This is a genomic window from Geodermatophilus sp. SYSU D01106 (assembly GCF_054049995.1).
In genome coordinates, this window is the sequence record NZ_JBJGYM010000005.1 from 186,490 (window position 1) to 205,036 (window position 18,547).

The window sequence follows — 18,547 nt, forward strand, 5'->3', positions numbered from 1 at the left end:
CTCACCCTCGCACGGTGTAGGGGCCGGTCGACGTCGGGTGGTAGCCCTTGGCGCCGACGCTGCGGGCGAGCGCGCTGCGCGGCGGGCGGCCGGCGGCGAGCGCGTCGAGGGCCGCGCGGAAGTCCCACCCCGGGGTCCACCCGAGGTCGGCGCGGGCGGCGTCGTTGACGTACACCCGGTCGATCGAGGGGAACAGCCGCCAGCCGAGCCGCGCGTACAGCTCCGGGGCGTCGGGGAACAGCCGGGCGACGACGGCCGGCGCGTCGGTGCGCAGCCGCGCGAGGTCGCCGCGGCCGAACGGCGTGGTGGCGCTCACGACGTACCGGCCGAAGCCGAGGGCGGGCGCGCGGTCGAGCGAGGCCCGGTGCGCCGAGACGACGTCGGCGAGGTCGACCCGGCGGTACAGCAGCTCGTTGACCTTGACGTTGTCGTCGGCGTACGCGGTGCGGACGTCGTCGCTGTCGTCGCCCTCCGGGAAGAACCGCGAGGTGCGCAGCACGACGACGGGCAGGCCGGTGTCGCGGGCGACGAGCTCGGCGAGGTCCTCGGCGGCGACCTTCGTGGCGCCGTAGACGTTGCGCACCCGCGGCGGGACCGCCTCGTCCACCCAGGCCGCGGGCTCCCCCGGTGCCGGGGTGAGCGCGCGGCCGAAGGCGCTGGTCGTGCTGGTGACCACCGCCCGCCCGACCCCGGCGGCCGCGGCCTCCTCCAGCACGGTCAGCGTGCCGGTGACGTTGGTGTCGACGAACTCCTGCCGGCTGTGCGTGCCGACGTGCGGCTTGTGCAGCGTGGCGGTGTGCACGAGTGCGTCGGCGCCGCGGACCGCGGACCGGACCGCCGCGCGGTCGCCCACCGAGGCGACGACGTCGGTGGTCGGCGCGGGCAGCAGGTCCAGGCCCACGACGTCATCGCCGGCCTCCCGCAGCACGCGCACCAGCGCCTCGCCGAGGTGGCCCGAGCTGCCGGTGACCAGGACGCGCACGTGCTCCACCCTGGCACGGCGCCGGGGCGTGCCGTCAGGCCGCGGCGGCCAGGCGGGGACGCGGCCGGCGGGCGGCCAGCGCGACCACCGGGGCGAGCGGGCGGCGGCCGGACACCACGGCCAGGGTGACCAGCGCGCAGGCGAGCCCGACCGCGGCCGACAGCGCCATCAGCGACTGGTCCGCGACGGCGCCGTACCCGGCCCACGCGGCGCACGAGCCGGCGCCGAGCCACCACCGCACCGGCGACATGCCGGACAGGTCCTGGCCGCGGTCGCGCAGCAGCGCCAGCGGCTGCGGCAGCGCAGCGGCTGCGCCGACGACGGCGGCGGCCGCCGCGAGGACGTCCGCGGCCCCGGACGGCGCGACCCCGAGGAGCAGGACGGCGCCGGTGCAGCCGGCCGTCACCGCGGTCAGGCCCGCGGCGCACGAGGCGGTGCGCAGCAGCGCGCGGCGGGTGCGCAGGTCCGGCCGGGCGAGGAGGAGGGCGGCCAGCACCGCGGTGTTGCCCGCCCCGACGACGGTGTTGGTGACCACCTGGGCGGGGTCGGCGATCAGGAGCCCGACGACGAGCCAGGACAGGTTGAGCGGGGCGGCGAGCCAGGCGGCCGAGGGCGAGAGGCCGGCGGTACGGCCGTGCCGGCAGGACAGCCAGACCTGGGGCCAGATGACGGCGATGCTGAGGAGGGTCGCGACGAGGCCGAGGGCGGCGGGCATGGCGGAGCGGGATCCGTTCGGGTGGTGCGGGCGAGGCCGGCCACCCGCCGGGAGACGGCGCTCCTCCGGGCCGCGGTCCCTCGTCGCCGAGCGGATCCGCCGGCGCTGCGCGGTGGCCGCACGGGTCATCGGCATACCGGAACCGATTCGTCACCCGATCCGCCGCGTCGGCGCTGTGACCTCGCTCGCGCCCCTCCCCGCTGCGCCCGCCCGCCGCCTCAGGCGCGCGCGGCCGGCAGCGCGGCCGCGGAGGAGACCACGTGGTCGACCAGGCCGTAGGCGCGCGCCTCCTCCGGGGTGAACCAGCGGTCGCGGTCGGAGTCGCGCTCGATGCGCTCGACGTCCTGGCCGGTGTGCAGGGCCTGCAGCTCGTTCACCTGGCGCTTGAGGCGGCGCAGCACGTCGGCCTGGATGGCGATGTCGGACTGGGTGCCACCGACGCCGGCGGAGGGCTGGTGCACCAGGATCCGCGTGTGCGGCAGCGCGTGGCGCTTGCCCGGCGTGCCCGCGGTCAGCAGGAACTGCCCCATCGACGCCGCCATCCCGAACGCGTACGTGGCCACGTCGCAGCCGATGAACCGCATGGTGTCGTAGACGGCCAGCCCCGCGTCCACGGAGCCGCCCGGTGAGTTGACGTAGAGGTGCACGTCGCGGTGGGGATCGTCGGCGGCGAGCAGCAGCATCCGCGCGCACAGCTGGTTGGCGACGTCGTCGTCGACCGCGCTGCCGAGGACGAGGATGCGCTCGCTCAGCAGCTGGTCGGAGACGGCGTCCCGCAGCGACCGGGCGCCGCCGGTCTCTCGCATGGTCGGGTGGGACATGGTGCCTCCTGCGTCGCCGGAAACGGACGACCGCAGTACAGCGGGAATGGTCGGGGAATGCGCCGGGAGAATGGCCCATTGCGCTTCCCGCGCATTTCTTGTGCCGAGCGCGGAAAGACCAACGGCCACGGTCCATCGCAACTACGGGCGGTCTGCGGGCCCCCGGATGGTCACCCGCCAGTGCGACAGCAGGCCCACACCGGATCGGTGTGGGCCTGCTGCTCGGTCGGCGTCCCGCGCTCTCCGCTCGTCGCGTCTCAGTTCCCTGGGGCGCGGATGCCCGACCCCTCCTCGACGACCGCCCAGTCACCGGCGCAGATCCCGCACGTCGTCACCGAGCCCGCGTGCGACTCCGCGTGGGCGCGCAGGATGACCCTGCTGGCGACCGTCGCCACGTTCACCCGGTACTGCCGCTCCCGGAAGTACCGCTGCGCCCTGTCGATGGACTGCTCCTCCATCTCGGTGGGCGCCTGCTGCAGCTGCTGGGCTTCCGCGACGACCTCGCACGCAGCGTTCGTGACCTGGCTGTCCATGCCCCGACTTGCCTCTCAGCTCAGGTGGCCGCTGTCGATGAGCAACTTCCGGACACCGGCCGTCTCCGCGATGAGCGCCTGCACCGCGCGGGGCACGTCCTCGTCGTCCTGCATCCGGCCGTCGTCGAGTAGCAGCTCGTGCACCCTCTCGACCTCCGCCGCGGTGGACACCAGCGTCTCCACGACCTCGAGGATCGGCTCGCCGCCGAACCCGACCTGGTACTCGCCGAGCAGGTCGACCATCTGCTGGTGTTCGGCGGCCACGTCGATCGCTTCCTGCAGGGCGACCGCGATGTCGTACTGCTCGTCGAGCACCTCGTCGCCGAAGAGCACCTCACGGGCCCGCTGGGCTTCGGCGGCGTCCGCCGCCATCTCCCGCATCGCGTCCGCCGGCGTGAGGGCGTCGTCGAGGTAGCCGTGCTCAACCAGGACGTCGGCGATCTCGTCGAGGTTCGCCTGCAGCACCGCGCACCGGCCGTGCGTCGTGGTGTGGCGAGCGGTGCTGGTCACCGGCGCCGCGCTCAGCACCTGCAGGCGGCCTGGAGTGACACAGACGGCCGTCTCCGTGTTGGTCACATCGATCTCCTCCGAGACAGTGGGACGGGCCCCTCGCCCGCCCCGCTGCCTGGGGACCGTCCGGCTGCTCGACTCTCGGTCAATCGCAACCACGGAAGTCGCGTCAGGAGCAGCTCGCTGCTGGTCAGCGACTTGCTCAGGATCGTCGGTGAACAGCGGCAGCTGACCCTGTACACCCGGCCTTCGCACCTTGAGCACCGTCCGCGCCGAGCGACCTCCGTCAGGCATCCTGCGCCGATTCCGGCGTGAGGGTCGTTGCGCCCGTGGGGACACTCCCATGCGCCGGCGCTGCCGTGTACGACACTCCGGTCCGGCGAGCGACACTCCGACGCTCGCACGTTGGCGGCTCAACCAAGACCCGAGCCGCGCCCGCGCGACGCCGACGGCAGCTTCATCGAGACCGACCTGATGGCCTGGGCGTCGCTGTACCACCGGTACCGCCCGCTGACCGACCGGCGACCGCCGCCACCCGGAGGCCCGGAAACGAGCTGACGGGTCGCGGTCTCAGGGTCCCGGTGGCACGTCCACCCTCGCCGACTTGCTAGTTCTCAGGGCAACCCTGCCGGAGCCCGACCAGCGCTTGAACCTGGGCTTCCAGGTTCTACCTCCTGGGCAACTGGCGGGCGATGACCGCGCCGACCCGCTCAAGGAGATGCCGAGATAGCGCGGGATCACGGCTGGGGTCGGCGGGGTCCATGTCGGCCAGCGCGAAGACCTGCCGCAGCCCCAGTTGTTGTCGTTCGTCCTCGGTCAGCAGCGACTGGCCGACCACGGCGTAGACCGGGCGGGCGGCCGCTCGCGCTGTGACGACGGCGGGCAGCTTTCCGGCCAGGGTCTGCCCGTCGATGCGTCCCTCGCCGGTGACGACGGCGGCGCAGTCGGCGACGGCGGCGTCGAAGTCGAGGAGGTCGAGGAAGAACTCCGCTCCGGCCACGCGTCGGGCGCCGAGCCACCGGCAGGCGAAGCCGAGGCCGCCGGCGGCGCCGGTGCCGGGGTCGTCGGTCCGCGGGGCGTAGTCGCGGGCGGCACCCGGCGAGCGGTGCCGGCCCAGCGCGCGCGCCAGGTGGGCGAGGCCGGTCTCGAGCTCCCTCACCTGAGCCGGGGTGGCGCCCTTCTGCGGGCCGAACACCGCGGCGGCGCCGTCGGGCCCGAGTAGCGGGTTGGTCACGTCGGTGGCAACGACCAGCTCCACGCCGCTGAGCTCAAGCAGCCCGTTGAGGTCGACGTCAGCGATCTGCGTCAAGGTCCCGCCTGCTGGGTCGAGGTCGCGGCCGCGGGTGTCGCGGAAGCGGGCGCCGAGCGCGGTCAGCATCCCGGCGCCGCCGTCGGTGCTCGCGCTGCCGCCCAGGCACAGCACGATCCGCCGGGCACCGGTCGCGGCCGCGGCCGCGACCGCCTGCCCGAAGCCGTGGGAGGAGGCCGTCATCGGGGCGAGGTCGCCGGCGGGCAGCGTGGCCAGCCCGCAGGTGGTCGCCACCTCGACGACGGCGGTGGTCCCGTCGAACGCGAAGGTGGTGTCGTGCACCCGGCCGTCGGCGCCGCGGACAGCCACTGGGTGCGCGGTCGAGCCGGTGTGCAAGGCGGCGGCCACGCTGCCGTCCCCGCCATCGGCCAGCGGCAGGAGCCGGGCGTCGACCCCAGCCGTCGCCAGGCCCTGCCCGATGGCGGTGGCCACGTCCAGGGCGGTGAGGGAGCCCTTGTACTTGTCCGGAGCGACCAGCACCCGCACGTCCGGCTCCGCCGCTCAGGCGCCCACGCCGACCGGGGCGCCCACCCGGTCGAGCACCGCGCGCGTGTAGCCGGCGGTGTCCGCGCTCCCGCCCAGGTCGGCGGTGCTGATGCCGTCGGCCAGCGCGCCGAAGGCCGCAGCGAGCAGCTCGGCGCTCGCCTCGGGGTGGCCCAGGTGGTCAAGCATCATGGCCGCCGACCAGATGGCGCCCAGCGGGTTGGCCTTGCCCTGCCCGGCGATGTCGGGAGCCGAGCCGTGCACCGGCTCGAACATCGACGGGAACTCGCGCTCGGGGTTGAGGTTGGCCGCCGGGGCGACGCCGATGCTGCCGGCGACGGCGGCGGCGAGGTCGCTGAGGATGTCGCCGAAGAGGTTGGAGCCGACGATCACGTCGAAGCGCTCGGGTGCCAGGACGAGCTTGGCGGCGAGGGCGTCGATGTGCTCCTTGTCGGTGCGGACCTCCGGGTGCCGCTGCGCGACCTCGGCGACCAGCTCGTCCCAGAACGGCATGGTATGCACGATGCCGTTGCTCTTGGTCGCCGAGGTGACGTGGTGGCCGCGGGTCTCGGCCAGGGCGTAGGCGTACTCCACGACGCGGGTGACGCCCTTGCGCGTGAACACCGCCTCCTGTACCGCCAGCTCGTCGGCGGTGCCGCGGCCCAGCCGGCCGCCGATCTCGGAGTACTCGCCCTCCACGTTCTCCCGGACCACGACGAGGTCGACGTCCCCGACGCCGGCGCTGCGCAGCGGGCTGGGCACCCCGTCGAGCACCTTGATCGGGCGCAGGTTGACGTACTGCTGGAAGCTGCGCCGGATGGGGATCAGCAGCCCCCACAGCGACACGTGGTCGGGAACGCCGGGCCAGCCGACCGCGCCGAGCAGCACGGCGTCGTGGGAGCGGATCCGGTCCAGGCCGTCGGCTGGCATCATCGCCCCCTCGGCCAGGTACCGCTCGCAGGACCAGTCGAAGGAGTCGTAGGCGAGCTCGATGCCGTGCCGGCGCCCGACGGCGTCGAGCAGTGCCTGGGCGGGCGGCAGCACCTCGGTGCCGATGCCGTCACCGGGGATGAGAGCGATGCGGTAAGAGGTCATGGACCCAGTGGACCGTGGCCCGCGTCACGGGTCCAAGACGCAGTTCCTCGCCTGCCGAGAGGCTGCGCCTATCAGCCGAGCGTGCCGACGACCTCCTCCGTCACGGCCCGGAAGGCCGCGGCGGCCGGGCTGAGCCGGCCCGGCCGGTAGACCAGGGACACCTGCAGGAGGTCGGCGCAGTCCAGCGCGCGGACGGCGGCGCCGGCGGACTGCGCGAGATCGCGCCACGAGTCGCTGACGACGGCGATCCCGACACCGGCGAGAACCAGCGGCAGCACCGCCTCCCGGTGTTCCACCTCCACCGCGAACCGGCTGCCGGGGGCGTGCCGGCGGACATCGTCGGCCACCCGGCGCATACCGGTGCCCTGCTGGCCGACGATGAGCGCGCGGCCGGCGAGCTCGGCAGGGCGCACGGGGTCCCCGTCCGGTAGGTCCGCCTCGTCGCGTGCCAGAAGGGCGAAGCGTTGGGTCTCCAGATGCAGGACCTCCAGATCCGGCAACGCCGGTGCGGCGGGCGCGGTGGCCACCAACCCCAGCTCGGCGTCACCGATGGCGAGCATGCCCTGCACGTCGGTGGGCGTGCTGGCCCCCCGGACCGAGATCTGCACCAGCGGGTGCCGGGCGGCGAAGGCGGCGATCAGGTCGGAGAGCGGGCTGACTGACTGCGAGGGCATCGCCGCGACGACCAGTTCACCACCGAGCAGTCCGTCCACAGCCGCCACGGTCGCCCGGGCCAGGTCCAGCCCGCGCATGACCTCACGGGCCGGACCCACCAATGCCCGTCCGGCGGCGGTGAGCACCAGACGCCGTCCGGTGCGGTGGAACAGCAGGCTGCCCAGGTCCCGCTCCAGTCCCCGCAACGCCTGGGACACCGAGGGCTGGGCGACGTAGAGCTGTTCGGCCGCCCGGTGCACGCTGCCGGCGTCGACGACCGCGAGGAAGTACCGCAGCTGGCGGGCGTCCACGGTCACCTCCACTGATAGGGGTCGCCTATCACCATGCCAGCAACCTGGTCTTGGACCGAAGGCACATGCAGCCGCCTTACTGGCTGGCGATGTGACGGGCGGCACAGAGGCCGCCCGCGTCCCGAGTCCCGAGGAGGGCACCGTGTCCGATGCCTGGCTCCTGGCCCACACCGGCATCGCCATCGTCGGCATCGTCGTGTTGATCACCTGGGTCAAGACCCCGCCGATCTTCGGCCTGCTCATCGGCGCCACCTACCTCGGCCTGGCCACCGGCCTGGGGATCAGCGGCACGACGGAGGCGTTGGCCGTCGGCTTCGGCGACGTGATGGCCGAGATCGGCCTGCTCATCACGTTCGGGGTCGTCATCGGCTCACTGCTCACCGCCACAGACACCCTGCAGCGGGTCATCGAACGGCTGCTGACACTCTTCGGCGAGAAGCGCGTCCCGATGGTCTTCGCGGTCTCACTGTCGACCCTGTTCACCTCCATCTACTCCGACGTCGTCCTGGTGCTCACCGCACCGCTCGCCCGCCGCCTGGGCCCCCGCCTGGGCCCGCGCGGCATCGCGCTCATGGGCGGCGCGCTGACGGCCGGCATCGAGGTCGGTCTGGTCTTCGTGGTCCCCGGCGTCGCCGCGCTAGCGGTGGCGGGGCTGCTCGGAGTGCCGCTGGGCGAGATGTTCCTGCTCGGGCTCGTCGTCGGCCTGCCCACCGCGGTGCTCACGATGCTGGTGTTCGCCGTGCTGCTGCGCCGGGTGCTGCGCTGGGACCCGGCCGCCGACGAGCTGGAGAAGACCCCCGTCGACGACCTCGACGACGACGCCGCCGATGGTGGGCCTGCTGCCGACAGTGGGCCCGGTGCCGACGGCGGCTCCGATGCTCCCGGCGGCGGAGGTGCCGGATCGTCGGCCTCGACGGCGATCACGACCACGACGGTCACCCGGCCGCCGGCCGAGGGCGTCCAACAGCTGCCCCTGCTGCTGTCGGTCTCGCCGGTACTGGTGACCCTGTCACTGATCGCCCTGGGCGCGCTCGCCAACGCCTTCGACTTCCCGCTCGGCCCCGTTGCGCTGCTGAGCGACCCGGTGATCGCGATGGCGATCGGCGCCGGTCTAGCCCACCTGCTGGCCCAGCGCGTTCTGCCGCGGCACGAGGTCAACGCCGCCGTCGGCAAGGCCCTGGCGATGGCCGGACCGATCCTCGTGCTGTCCGGGCTGTCGGGCTCGGTCGCCGAGGTGATCGGCCAGTCCGGGCTGCGCGACGTGCTGGCCGAGTCCTTCAGCGCCGGGCTCCTGCCGCCGCTGCTGCTGGTCTGGCTGGTGGCCGCGATCCTGCACATCGCGATGGGATCCATCTCCATCGCCGCCATCACCGCCGCCGGCATCCTGGCCCCGATCGCCGGTTCGCTCGGCGTCCCGGTCGTGCTCATCGCCCTGGCCGCCTGCTCGGGTGCGCTGTTCCTGCCGCACGTCAGCAGCAACTTCTTCTGGATGTTCCAGTCGCTGCTGGGCCTGAGCACCCGGGGCACGTTCAAGACCCACGCCGTCGCCATGTCGCTGGCCTCGGTCATCTCGCTCCCGATCGTGCTGCTCCTGGACCTCGTCGTCTGACCACATCCCGAGCCCGCCGACCGGTGGCCCCGTCACTTCTGTGAAGGGGCCACCGGTCGGCGGGCTGACCGCGCGCGGCCCGTATCAGGCGACTGCTGCGGCCTGGTGGGGCGAGACCGACGCGGCACCCTGCCGTGCAGACCGTCGACAGCCCAGCGCAGGTGGGCGTCGTCGGTGAAGTAGTGGGGCGCGAAGCGCAGGCCGTCGCCCCGGAGTGAGCAGCGGATGCCCTGGGACAGCAGCCGGCCGTGCAGCTGCCCCGGTGGGGTCGACGGGATGCCGGCGATGACGATGCCGGAGCGCCGATCGGGCCGGTCGGGCAGGTGGCGCCGTCGTGCTCTGTCGGCCAACTTGCCGACACGTCCTCGTCCCACGCTGATCGTCCGGGAGGCCGATCCGTGACCGCCGGGCGCCGGCGCTCCTGGCGCCCTTGACGTAGCCCCGCCACCGAGGGGCGAAGCGGCATGCAATGCGCTGCAGGGCGAAGGGCTTCGCACATCGGGTGGCGGCGGCTACCGTCGGAGGGGCCGGCGCTGCCGGTGGCGGCCCAGCCACGGCCCCTCGACCGCGCACCCCCGGAGTCGCGTCATGCCGGTTGAGGTCGTCGAGCTCTCCATCCGGGAGCCGGATGTCGCTCAGTCCGTGCTCGCCGGGCTGTACGAGCTGGAGCGCCCGCTCGGGTTCTCCGGCGTCGACCGGTCCTTCGCCTGCGACATCCGCTTGGCGACGGCCGGTGACCTGGGTGCGGACCGGCTGCGCTTCTCGGCGGCCCTGCACTGCGCGGTGCCCCCGTTGGACACCTTCCTGGTGGCGAGCCCGGTGTCCGGGGCGTGCCGGTACGTCACCGGCCGCGAGCAGGTCGACACCCGTCCCGGCGTGGTGTTCCGGTGCCCGACCGGCGTGCCGTTCGCCAACGAGTGGCACGACGTCGACATGAGCACCGTGCGGCTGCCGCTGGCGGTGATCGAGCGGGTGGCCGAGGAGCGGCTGGGCATGCCCGGGACCGACGTGCGGTTCGACGGGCTGAGCGCGGTGTCCGAGCCGATGCGCCGCACCTGGCTCGGGCTCATGCGCTTCGTCCACCAGCAGGTCACCGACCCCACCTCCGGCGTGATCCATCCGCTGGTCGCCGCCCAGCTGGCCGAGCTGGTGGCCGCGACCGCGCTGGCGGCCTTCCCGAACACCACGATGACCTCGGACCACCTGCCCGGTGCCGGCGCGGTGGCGCCGGCGGTGGTGCGCCGGGCGGTGGCGTTCATCGACGCGCAAGCCTCGCTGCCGATCACCGTCACCGACATCGCCCGCGCCGCCGGGGTCGGCCCGCGGGCGCTGCAGCTCGCCTTCGCCCGCCATCTCGGGCTGACCCCGATGGGCTACGTGCGGCAGGTGCGGCTGGAGGGCGCGCACAGGGAGCTGCAGGCCGCCGACCCGACCGCCGGGGACACCGTCGCGGCGATCGCCGGCCGGTGGGGGTTCGCCAAGCCGGACCGGTTCGCCGCCCACTATCGCACCGCCTACGGGGTGACCCCCGCTCACACCCTGCGCACCTGAGACCGCCGCCGCGCGGCTTCCGGAGGAGGGCCATGACCGCCCCGACCATCACGGCGCCCCGGCGCACCGAGTTCGCCACGTCTGACCCGGGCGAGGCGCGAGAGCTCATCGACCGCCTCTTCGGCGGCCGGCTGCAGCTGAAGGCCTCCACGGACACCAGATGGGAGGCCAGCGTCAGGATGCTTGACGCGGGTGCGTTCAGCATCAGCGACGTCACGGTGCCCGCCGACCTCACGTTCGACCTGGCCGGTCAGGACGACGTCCTCGTCTCCGTGGCCGTTGCCGGTGCCATCGGGTACGACCGCGGGCACGACCTCGAGCGGTACCTGTCCGGCGACGTGTTCATCGCCAATCACCCCGACACCCGAGCCGTCGCCGACAGTCATGAAGCTCGGACGCTCAGCGTCACCCTCCCCCGGTCACTGCTCACGGACGTCGCCCGGGGCACTCCCACCACGAACGAGCCGTGGCGGTTCACCGCCACGCAGGCCACTCCCGGCGGAGCTGCTCGATGGCGACAGGTCGCCCACTTCGTCGACGACCTGCTCGCCGGACCCGAGACGGCCGCATCCCCGCTGATCCTCGGTCCTGCCGGACGGCTCCTCGCCGCGACCGCCGTGACCGTCTTCCCCCACACCCTGCTGCCGGCGCCGGTGCCTGCCGACCGGGTGGACGCCCGCCCCGGCACGCTGCGCCGTGCGGTCGTGTTCATCGAGGCCAACTGCGACCGCGACATCGGCATCGCCGACATCGCCCGTGCAGCCTGCGTCACCCCACGTGCCGTCCAGCTCGCGTTCCGGCGGCACCTGGACACGACTCCGCTGGCGCACCTGCGCCGGGTCCGCCTCGACCAGGCGCACCGTCAACTACGCGACGCCACTCCGGGCGACGGGGTCACCGTGACCGCCGTCGCCGCCCGCTGGGGCTTCACCCCCAGCCGATTCACCGAGCACTACCGCGCCGCCTTCGGCGTGCTGCCCAGCAACACCCTGCGCACCTGACCGCACCTGGGCGGCCCGCAGCCGGCGGGCCTCCAGTTCCCGGCGCAGGACCTTCGCCCGCCGCCGGCAGGCGGAGGCATCAGCGACGAGCCCGGCCGCGAGACGGTGGGCCCGCTCCGCTGCGGCGGCGGCGCGATGTTCCGCCGCCTCGAACCGGCCCACCGGCACCGTGGCCCGCGGGGTCCTCTGGTTGCCGGCCGTTCCGTCCACCTCAGCCCCCGCTGCCTGGTCAAAGGGCGCCGCGCGCACCCCCGCCTCTGCTCAGCGGCGTCCTGCCCGTCCGGGAACGGGCCACGCGCGGCCACCCGTACTCAGCGAAGACGCCGGTCGAGGGCACCGCTGGACGAGCGAACACGGCGCTACGCATCGAGGGGGTGTCGGTTCGCCAACCGGGGCTACCGGTCAGGACCCCTCGGACTCGAGCTCGGCCGCTCGCGCCCACATCCGCAGCGCCAAGCGGCGCTGGGCGTCGGCCCGTGCCCGCGCCCATACCGCCCGGTCGCGATCGGGCCCGGCCGGGTTGCTGTCCGCGGCGGCGTCCGCGGCGGCCGCGACTTCGTCATAGCTGCACGCCACCAGCTGGACGGTCGCGGCGGCCTCTCGGATCGTGGCCACCGAGGCGCGCAGGGCCGCGCCCCACCGCTGCGCCTGTGGCGACGGATCCGTAGCCACCGTCATGGCCCGAGCGTCCACGGGGGTCCGCTGGCCGGCTAGCACCGCAGACGAAGGGCCGCGCCCGCCGACTTGCCCGCAGACGAAGGGCGCTCCGCGCTCCTCCCGCCGAGAGGATCTTCGCGGGATGCCGGCCCGGTCCTGCAATCAGCGGCGCTCGGGATGGCGGCACAGCCGTGAGCAGTCCTGCGACTTCCAGGACCCTGGAGGGTGATCCGCGCGGCCGCGGGCGCCGATGCGGCCGGGAGGGCTACCGTGAGGCCGGGTCGAATGCCCGGCCCGCTCCGTGCGCGAAGCACCACTGCCAGCTCCAGGGCGGTGGTCGCGGCGCGCATTCGAGTCGAGGACGGGCCATGCAGCCGACGACGAGAGTCACGACTTCACTCAGGCCGCCAGCTGCCCGGGCCGCATCGTCTGCGCCCGGGCTGCACATGACGCTCGAGCTCCCGGCCGGGCGGATCACGCTCGCCGGTGAGCTCGACCGGGAGACCTGCGGACACCTGGCCGCGGCATGCTCGATGCTGTCCGCCGCGGCCGCGCCGGTGTGGGTGCTGGACCTGGCGAGCTTGGCCTTCTTCGACACGGCCGGGCTGCACGCGCTAGCGTCGAGCCGCCGCGCGGCCGCCGACGCCGGCGCGGTCATCGCCGTCGTCGGTGCGCGCCCACTTCTCCGGCGACTGCTGTCGATGGCCGGCCTGGGCGACGTGCCGGTCGAAGCCGCCCACCCGGCATCCGCGCCGGCCGCCACCGGCGTCGGCCACTTCGACGGAGGTGTCGGAGGCCGGCCGCAAACCGTCAGCTGAGGTTGACCCGCTCACCGGCCCACCACCTGTCCGCTGGTCGATGCCATCGGCGCAGCAGTCGACCGTCCGCCGGGTCAGCTGCCGAGAGGGGTTCGGCCGAGGCGAATCTGAACTCGCAGACGGTGGCCCGACTGGACGGCTCGGACATCTACGGCCCGCACCCGCATGTCGGCCCAGCCGCTGCAGCGGTCCGCGGGTGACCGGCTCGTGCACCCGTGCTGCTCGGGACGTGTCGGTTCCCAAGTCGTGCAGGTCCTCGTCGTAGCGTGCGCGCGTGCCGAACTACCGGCTGACGGTCAACCTGGTGTCGATCGCATGCTTCACCGAGGTCGACGACAGCAGCGCCGTCGCCCGCGGGCGGAGCTACGCCAGCGCGCTCCCGCGCGACCACGCTCGACAGGCCTTCACCGTGCAACGCCAGCACAGCGAGCGGTGGTCTGACGTGGCGACGTGGATGCCTCCACCGATACGGCGACTGCTCACCCGGCTCGCCTGACCCGGGGCGGCGCCTACCTCAGAGCCGGTGGCCGGCGGTCCGGCGCGAGACGTCAGGGCCGCGGACCCGTAGGTCCCGTACACCCGCGGCGAGCTCGCCGTCGGTCGGTGGGCACCACTTCTCCGCCGGATCGGCGAGTATCCGCCGCAGGGCCGCCATCGCAGCGTTTGCGCGCTGTCGGCGGGGTCCGGGTCGGTCAACGGCCGCCGCGGGCGTGCCATTGCCGTTGTCCCGTCCCCCGGTTGTGTGCACGAACCGCCTCGAGCGTCCAGCGCGCCGGTCCGCTGGACGCCACCGGCCCGGCCCCAAGAAGGAACCGGGCCGGTGACGACCTCTGCGGCCAAGAACGTCCTACTGGCCGACTTCAGGACATTGCTGTCAGGAACCCGGACATTGCTGTCCGCGCCAGCAGGGACAATCCCTGGCCGTTCACATCAGCTGACAACTGTCGTCCTAGCGTCGTTCCTCATGTCACTGAACCCGGCGGCAGCCACCTCCCAGCGCTGACACGGCCGTCGACCCCGACTTCAGCACGGGCACGTCCAGGGAGACGGCGACCAAGTCAACAGCCGCTATTTGCCCGCGTACCCCCTCGAAGGCATCGCGTAGGTACGTCGCCAGGAGGACCTAGTCGATCTGCATGGCGGCTTGGCTCCATGGCTTGCCGTATGGGCACCCAGTAGGACGCTCGCTATGCGATCCACAGCGCCATGGGTCCGTCATTCACCACGGCTCGTCTCCAACGGGGTCGTCCGGCAGAGTGAACGGCCAAGGTTCCCACAACGGTCCCGCGTTGATCGAGGACGTGCGGTTGTTGAAGTTGGGCAGTCCACCGAAGGAGGGGGAGACATTCGCTAGATCTGACAACTCAACGAATGGGGCCCCGACAGCGTAGAGCGATGCTCCCCGAAAGAACGGCCTGTCGTAAAGCACAGTGATACCAAGGCCACGCAGAGAACTCACACTGTTGTTCATCTCCGGCCATTCGGTCAGATCAACGTATGGCAATGTGACCGGCAGGGCTCTACCTGTGTAGTTTGGACCGGTCCACACAATTGCGGGATCGAAGATGGGTCCCTCTAGCGCCGAAGCCTGCACGGTGGCTCGAACGAACAGTTCACGGGAATTCAAGGGTTGCCCTGTAGCAACGCTGAGCACTTCTAAGTCCTCAAGTATTCGGCCAGCCATCGCTTTCTGCCGCGCCCTTAGTCTCGCGGTATCGCCGCCCTCGACCGAGCGAGCCTCCTCGCGGTTCACACTGAGGCGCTCCAGGGCCGGGGCGAACATGTCCTTCTGCTGGGAGAGAAGCCACTCCTCCAACGCGCCAGAGTCCTCGAAGATGTACACAACGTCGCGCCGAGGTAACCCCGTACCGCAAGCCAAGGCAGGCTGTCGCAATAGGCGGCGATCCAGCAAGGAGGCCAGTTCCTCCAGCGAGTAATACGTATCGTCAAGTACATATCGAGCCGTGCGCACGCCTTCACCTCAATTTGAAGCAGGTTTCTGGATCACACCTGAAGCGGCCAGTGTTCGCACGGGAATCAGATCGATGCCTACCAGACGCATGCGAATCTTCTTCGGGTGCCACGCAGCATGCCAACCGCAAGTGGACCCAAGGTCCACGCGTCAGCAGGTAAGCCCGACCAAGAAGTGCGCCTGAGCATTATGTGGCCGTCCGGCGCGAACCGCAAACCGGAAAGACCAGGAGCCAGCCAGCGGAGTGGGTCCTAGGAAAACCGCTGTGGCTTCATCTACAGCGCCAATCGCTGCATTCTGCGCGCCCAATTGGAAGCCAATGAAGTCCGTCCCCGTCTTCTGGCCGAGCCAGTCGACGTTGCACAAGTCGCCCGAGGAGCAGCCTAAGTAGTTGTATCCGCTAATCGGTGGATTATGGGTAGCGCATCCAGCACCACATGTCGGCTGAATGCAGTATGCAGATACACTGGCCGTGGCCCGAGTGTTGGCGATCTCAACCTCGTACGTCCAGCCATCTCCGCCCTGCTGCGAGGCGACCATGGAGAACGTAGTGCCGCGCTCAACAACTATAAGACGGCACACGGCCACTCCGACGCACTCTTCGGCACTGTCTTCAGGATCTGGAGCGAAGGCCCGCGCCCTAAACACGGCCGATCTTTCAGGGACAATCAAGCGACGACTCCCCCGTGGCCTTTCAACCTCACCAAGACTGAGGTCTTCGACATCGGAGTCAATCTCGATGCGCGTCACGTCCCTGTCGCCACTTCCCCAACGCAGAACAAACTCGTCGCCAGGACAACCGTACAACGTAGTCGCATGGAAGACGTCCACGGTTTCGTTGTCAAGATCGGCAGTCAGCGCGATATCAACACTCGGCACACAGCCTGCGATACCCCAGCAAGTCATGATAGGGGGCCAGAGTAGGCGGGATCGGTCTGCAGACCAAATTGGGACGACAGCGAACGCGGTTGGCCTAGTGTCAATCGACCGTTCTCGACCACGTTGACGGGCAGCGTGTCGGTCGAAATCTCAAGGAAAGCCAGCGCCAACGGTGGGATTTCAACCCGGTAGGCGATGGAGAATACTCCTTCTATCGGATCATACAAACCGCCACTGCTTGTTACGGACAAGACCGATGGAGTCCAGGTTATGGAGGGGAGGTTGACACTGCGCTGGTTCCTCCCTAACCCCACAGTTAGCTTCGCCTCGTCGTTCACCATGCGGAAGTCGGTTAGAGACATGGCCAACTTCACGCCCGCCGACGAGGACTCGAAACGAAATGTCCGCGTTCCGTTGAAGCGAAAGTTCCGCGCCTCGCCGCCGAGGACCGGCGGCAAGCCCAAGAATAATTGAACGGGGGAGGAGAAGGTCTCCTCCCGAGGTAGGTCGCCGACCACAGCGTCACTCATGATTCCCCCTTAACGGTGACCACGTCCGTCGATTGCGCTGAAGCGGGATCGTGGACGCCCTTGAGGAAGTGGCGCAATGACTGACGAACAGGACACCTAGGCGACACGCCGTAATCGGCTACAATCCGAGCGCTTCGCTACCCAGCGCACACAGTTGAAGGCGAAGCGGTAATTGGTTACATCAACTTATCTGCGGTCGCGGCGACGACACTCAGTCAGGTAGCCCTCCGCGGGCTCAGGGCAGGTCCGGCGCATCCGTTCGGGCGATCTTGCTATTTCTGGAGCAAGCCGCGGTCCCGTATGCCTGAGGGCGAGGCTCAGGCGACCTTGACCGGGGTGACGCTGACCGCGCCACATCGGCAGGCGAAGGAGGACTGCCCCTTGCGCTCCACCCAGAGGCCGCAAGAGACGCATCGCAGGGTGTCCAGCATAGTGAGCACGGCCTGCCCGAACTGCTCCGCATCGGTCCAGGACAGCGACTCTGCCCACTCGTTGTAGTGCGCACCTGCGGCGTTTCGAAGGTGGAGCCAGCGGTCGGCGTCCTGAGCGGCGGCGGCACAAGTGGTTTTCGCCAGGGTCTTGAGGACGCCGGGCCATAGGTGGCCGAGGGTGTAGTCGTCGTGGCGACGGCGCTGGACGGTGATGGGGATCGTCCAACTCATCCGGTCGCTGATCTGCTCCAGAACGCGTCCGGCGACGGCGGCAACGACATGTGGGTCGTGCGTGGTCAGGGCCGTGCGTAGGGAGGTTGCCGGGTCGACCGGCGAGGCGGTCACTACTTGGGGTCCGGCGCCGAACTCCCAGGTGCGGATCTCCACGTCGGTGACGGGGTGTTTGGCCCGGCGGAAGACCTCCTGCAGTTGCAGCCGCCACAGCCGGTCGTGAACCGTGACGAGCAGTTGCCAGTCGCGGAACTCCTCGACGACCAGTTCCATCACCGACAGGCGGATGCCGGAGTCCACGCTCTGCAGGACGTCGTCCAGGATGAGGACGCGTGCCTGTCCGGCCTGCCCGGCGGCGCGCATGACGGCGAGGAAGTAGAGCAGGGCGATCAAGTCCTGGTAGCCCTCGCTGAAGACTTGCTGCGGAGTTCGGCGCGCGCCGTTCGCTAGCGTGACCCAGATGTCGATCGAGATGTCACTCGATGCGCCGAACTCGGCGTCGATCCGGGCGACGTATGTGGCGCCGGTAATGCGGTGGAAGGCGCTGGTGAGCCAACCGCTGACGTCGCCGAGGATGGCGTGCATTTCCTGGAGGCGACGAGGGGCGCCTGGTGCGACCCGTTTGGCGGTCATCTTGAGCCGGTTGATATCGCTGATTTGACGGCGCAAGGTCGCGATCTCGCGGAGGTGGCCTTCGAGGCGGCGTGGAACGGTGACGCGTGCCCAGTGGTCAGGGGGCAGTCCCTTGTATACGTGCTGCACGAGAAGGTCGTCGATTTCGCTGCTGTTGCTGGGCGCGGGCGCGTCAAACGACGCGGCGATCTCTCCCGCGACCTCGTGCATCCGCTTCTTGGCTTCGTGCCGTTGGTCTACCAACTCTTGTGGGTCGATCGCCGCGGTGGGTGCGGGCTTGACGGATCCGGCGAGCGCGTGATCGAGGAACAATCTGCCGCGCTCGCGCGGCACGGTTTCAAGGAAGCGGAGGATGTCGGCTCGCTTCAACGACATCGGGACCCGGGCGAAGTCCTTGGGCACTGAGTCGCCGGACACGTGGATCTTCTCGTCGAGGTCGAGGCTGGCGCGCCGGGCGACGCTCCTTCCGTCGCTCAGAAGTACGCGGACCTCCGCTTCAGCCTCCTTGGACCCCTCGTGAAGCACTCCGGGGCCGGAGCGGACGCTCGCGGACCGGCCGATGCGCCCTTGACACGCCCATTCCACTGCGTCGACGACAGAGGACTTGCCGGACCCGTTCTCCCCGAAGATGAGCACGGACGTAGGCTTCGCTGCTGGGCCGAACGGCACGGTGACCGTGTGCGCAAAGCCGCGGAAGTGGGCAACTTCCAGCGAGGCAACGCGCGCAGTGGAGAGGACCGTGTCTGCCTTACGGCGAGCAGGTCGCTCTTGGTGCTCCGTGGTGATGTCCCCTCCTGAAGGTTTGATCATGGCGGCATGATC

17 protein-coding genes are annotated in these 18,547 nt (G+C 70.9%); 5 read left to right on the forward strand and 12 right to left on the reverse strand.

All coding sequences use genetic code 11. The features are described 5' to 3' along the window. Window position 1: 1 nt before the first annotated feature. The 8 genes from ACI78R_RS07775 to ACI78R_RS07810 form a co-directional block, all read right to left on the reverse strand. A complete protein-coding gene (locus tag ACI78R_RS07775; RefSeq protein ID WP_457040255.1) occupies window positions 2-982 on the reverse strand; it encodes an NAD-dependent epimerase/dehydratase family protein in 981 nt (326 codons plus the stop codon). 34 nt (window positions 983-1,016) lie between these two features. Further along, window positions 1,017-1,697 carry a SemiSWEET transporter gene (locus ACI78R_RS07780; protein WP_457040256.1) on the reverse strand — a complete coding sequence of 227 codons (681 nt, stop codon included), beginning with the start codon at window positions 1,695-1,697 and terminating at the stop codon, window positions 1,017-1,019. Between the two features lie 218 nt (window positions 1,698-1,915). Further along, window positions 1,916-2,518 carry a ClpP family protease gene (locus ACI78R_RS07785; protein ID WP_457040257.1) on the reverse strand — a complete coding sequence of 201 codons (603 nt, stop codon included), beginning with the start codon at window positions 2,516-2,518 and terminating at the stop codon, window positions 1,916-1,918. A 257-nt stretch (window positions 2,519-2,775) separates the two neighbouring features. Then, entirely contained in the window at window positions 2,776-3,051 is a 276-nt protein-coding gene (locus ACI78R_RS07790) for a hypothetical protein (protein WP_457040258.1), read from the reverse strand. Between the two features lie 15 nt (window positions 3,052-3,066). Continuing rightward, a complete protein-coding gene (locus ACI78R_RS07795; protein WP_457040259.1) occupies window positions 3,067-3,561 on the reverse strand; it encodes a hypothetical protein in 495 nt (164 codons plus the stop codon). 667 nt (window positions 3,562-4,228) lie between these two features. Beyond that, a complete protein-coding gene (locus ACI78R_RS07800; RefSeq protein WP_457040260.1) occupies window positions 4,229-5,356 on the reverse strand; it encodes a glycerate kinase in 1,128 nt (375 codons plus the stop codon). 15 nt (window positions 5,357-5,371) lie between these two features. Next, complete coding sequence (locus ACI78R_RS07805; protein WP_457040261.1) at window positions 5,372-6,448, reverse strand: tartrate dehydrogenase; 1,077 nt, start codon at window positions 6,446-6,448, stop codon at window positions 5,372-5,374. Between the two features lie 71 nt (window positions 6,449-6,519). Further along, window positions 6,520-7,413, reverse strand: coding sequence for a LysR family transcriptional regulator (locus tag ACI78R_RS07810; RefSeq protein ID WP_457040262.1), 894 nt, complete (start codon window positions 7,411-7,413; stop codon window positions 6,520-6,522). Window positions 7,414-7,555: 142 nt separating this feature from the next. Between ACI78R_RS07810 and ACI78R_RS07815 the strand changes: the two genes are divergently transcribed. From ACI78R_RS07815 to ACI78R_RS07825, 3 genes are all read left to right on the forward strand, one after another. Next, a complete protein-coding gene (locus ACI78R_RS07815) occupies window positions 7,556-9,022 on the forward strand; it encodes a GntP family permease (protein ID WP_457040263.1) in 1,467 nt (488 codons plus the stop codon). Between the two features lie 588 nt (window positions 9,023-9,610). Next, complete coding sequence (locus ACI78R_RS07820) at window positions 9,611-10,573, forward strand: AraC family transcriptional regulator (protein WP_457040264.1); 963 nt, start codon at window positions 9,611-9,613, stop codon at window positions 10,571-10,573. A gap of 32 nt (window positions 10,574-10,605) precedes the next feature. Next, window positions 10,606-11,574, forward strand: coding sequence for a helix-turn-helix transcriptional regulator (locus ACI78R_RS07825; RefSeq protein ID WP_457040265.1), 969 nt, complete (start codon window positions 10,606-10,608; stop codon window positions 11,572-11,574). Between the two features lie 402 nt (window positions 11,575-11,976). Here the strand turns inward: ACI78R_RS07825 and ACI78R_RS07830 are convergent, their stop codons facing one another. Then, entirely contained in the window at window positions 11,977-12,252 is a 276-nt protein-coding gene (locus tag ACI78R_RS07830) for a hypothetical protein (protein ID WP_457040266.1), read from the reverse strand. Between the two features lie 425 nt (window positions 12,253-12,677). On the opposite strand from ACI78R_RS07830, the gene ACI78R_RS07835 reads away from it, so the two are divergent. Both ACI78R_RS07835 and ACI78R_RS07840 read left to right on the forward strand, forming a co-directional pair. Beyond that, entirely contained in the window at window positions 12,678-13,049 is a 372-nt protein-coding gene (locus ACI78R_RS07835; protein ID WP_457040267.1) for an STAS domain-containing protein, read from the forward strand. A gap of 274 nt (window positions 13,050-13,323) precedes the next feature. Continuing rightward, window positions 13,324-13,545, forward strand: coding sequence for a hypothetical protein (locus tag ACI78R_RS07840; RefSeq protein ID WP_457040268.1), 222 nt, complete (start codon window positions 13,324-13,326; stop codon window positions 13,543-13,545). A 723-nt stretch (window positions 13,546-14,268) separates the two neighbouring features. On the opposite strand, the gene ACI78R_RS07845 is transcribed toward ACI78R_RS07840, so the two are convergent. The 3 genes from ACI78R_RS07845 to ACI78R_RS07855 all read right to left on the reverse strand — a co-directional run bounded on the left by ACI78R_RS07845 (window position 14,269) and on the right by ACI78R_RS07855 (window position 18,535). After that, window positions 14,269-15,021, reverse strand: a complete 753-nt coding sequence (locus ACI78R_RS07845; RefSeq protein ID WP_457040269.1) for a hypothetical protein — start codon at window positions 15,019-15,021, stop codon at window positions 14,269-14,271. Between the two features lie 902 nt (window positions 15,022-15,923). Continuing rightward, window positions 15,924-16,430 (reverse strand): hypothetical protein, encoded by a 507-nt coding sequence (locus tag ACI78R_RS07850; RefSeq protein WP_457040270.1) that lies wholly within the window; start codon window positions 16,428-16,430, stop codon window positions 15,924-15,926. Between the two features lie 317 nt (window positions 16,431-16,747). Next, window positions 16,748-18,535 (reverse strand): AAA family ATPase, encoded by a 1,788-nt coding sequence (locus tag ACI78R_RS07855; RefSeq protein WP_457040271.1) that lies wholly within the window; start codon window positions 18,533-18,535, stop codon window positions 16,748-16,750. Window positions 18,536-18,547: the final 12 nt, after the last annotated feature.